Below are 1,267 nucleotides of genomic sequence, written 5' to 3' on the forward strand. Positions count from 1 at the left end.
CGGCGCCCAACGCCTTAAACTTCTTCACCGTATCAGGCGAAGCGGCGACCCGCGGCTCCGACGGATCGATTTCCTTGGCAACGGCGATCTTCATAGGCCCTCCGGCGGCGCGGGACAGCGCGCGCGCAAAACTAAGCGTAACTCCCGCAGCGTTCGATACCGGTTTTAAGACCGGCTTGGATGCAAATATTCTGGGCAGCGGCTGCCGCTGGCGTGTGCAGCCGCCGTCGATAGATCAGGTCAGGAAGATCGCCATCAGAATCACGATGAGCGCGACCGAGGCCGTGCCGTACTTCACCAGCGTGATGAAGCCCTCGTAGGTCTGCTCGTGGGCAACGTAGTCGTTGCCGTCGGCGGTGCTGTACGCCACTTCGCTATGATCAGCCATGGATTGTCCCCAGTCGAAAGTCCAATTCTTGGGCTGGGATACCGCAAAGCTTCGGGCAGGGCAACGGCACCGGGGCGCGGTTTTCCGCAAATCAGGTCATTTGGAATTCCGATGGCCGGGAATTGGGCGCCGGCGCGGGAATCGACCCGTCGCCTCAGCCCATCGCCTCCAGCTCGTCGATCATCCCGGCGATGACCGAGAGGCCGCCGTCCCAGAACTTCGGGTCCTTGGCATCGAGCCCAAACGGCCGCAGCAGCTCGGAATAGTGCTTGGTGCCGCCGGCCGCGAGCATGTCGAGATAGCGCTCGGCAAACCCCTCGGCCGCGTTCTCGTAGACCGCATAGAGCGAGTTCACGAGACAATCGCCGAACGCGTAGGCGTAGACGTAGAACGGCGAGTGGATGAAGTGCGGGATGTACATCCAGTAGTTCTCGTAGCCCGCCTTGATCTCGATCGCCGGCCCGAGGCTCTCGCCCTGCACCGACAGCCAGATCTCGCCGAGCCGCGTCGCGGTGAGCTCACCATTCTTGCGCTCGGTGTGGACCGCGCGCTCGAACGAATAGAACGCGATCTGGCGCACCACGGTGTTGATCATGTCCTCGACCTTGCCGGCCAGCAGCGCCTGGCGCTGCCTAGCGCTCTTGGTCTGCGCCAGCAGCCGCCGGAAGGTCAGCATCTCGCCGAACACGCTTGCGGTCTCGGCCAGCGTCAGCGGCGTCGGCGCCATCAGCGCGCCGTTCTTCGCCGCCAGCACCTGATGCACGCCATGGCCGAGCTCGTGCGCGAGCGTCATCACGTCGCGCGGCTTGCCCTGGTAGTTCATCAGCACATAAGGGTGCGCCGACGGCGTGGTCGGGTGCGAGAAGGCGCCCGGCGCCT

Annotated in this window: 2 protein-coding genes; both read right to left on the bottom strand. The window is 64.2% G+C overall.

Features of this window, described 5'->3' with window-relative positions; all coding sequences use genetic code 11:
• Nucleotides 1–235: 235 nt before the first annotated feature.
• Complete coding sequence (locus tag MOV75_RS38660) at nucleotides 236–388, bottom strand: aa3-type cytochrome c oxidase subunit IV (protein ID WP_246930960.1); 153 nt, start codon at nucleotides 386–388, stop codon at nucleotides 236–238.
• Nucleotides 389–542: 154 nt separating this feature from the next.
• The coding region (locus tag MOV75_RS38665) for a M3 family metallopeptidase (protein WP_247008087.1) at nucleotides 543–1,267 on the bottom strand (725 nt) is incomplete at its 5' end.

Origin of the sequence: Bradyrhizobium sp. PRIMUS42 (assembly GCF_023006515.1) — a bacterium.
In the GTDB taxonomy this organism is placed as follows: domain Bacteria; phylum Pseudomonadota; class Alphaproteobacteria; order Rhizobiales; family Xanthobacteraceae; genus Bradyrhizobium.

What these genes read in the sequence shown, in the direction of transcription:
- MOV75_RS38660 (WP_246930960.1), bottom strand. Translation starts at nt 388, where the DNA reads ATGGCTGATCATAGCGAAGTGGCGTACAGCACCGCCGACGGCAACGAC.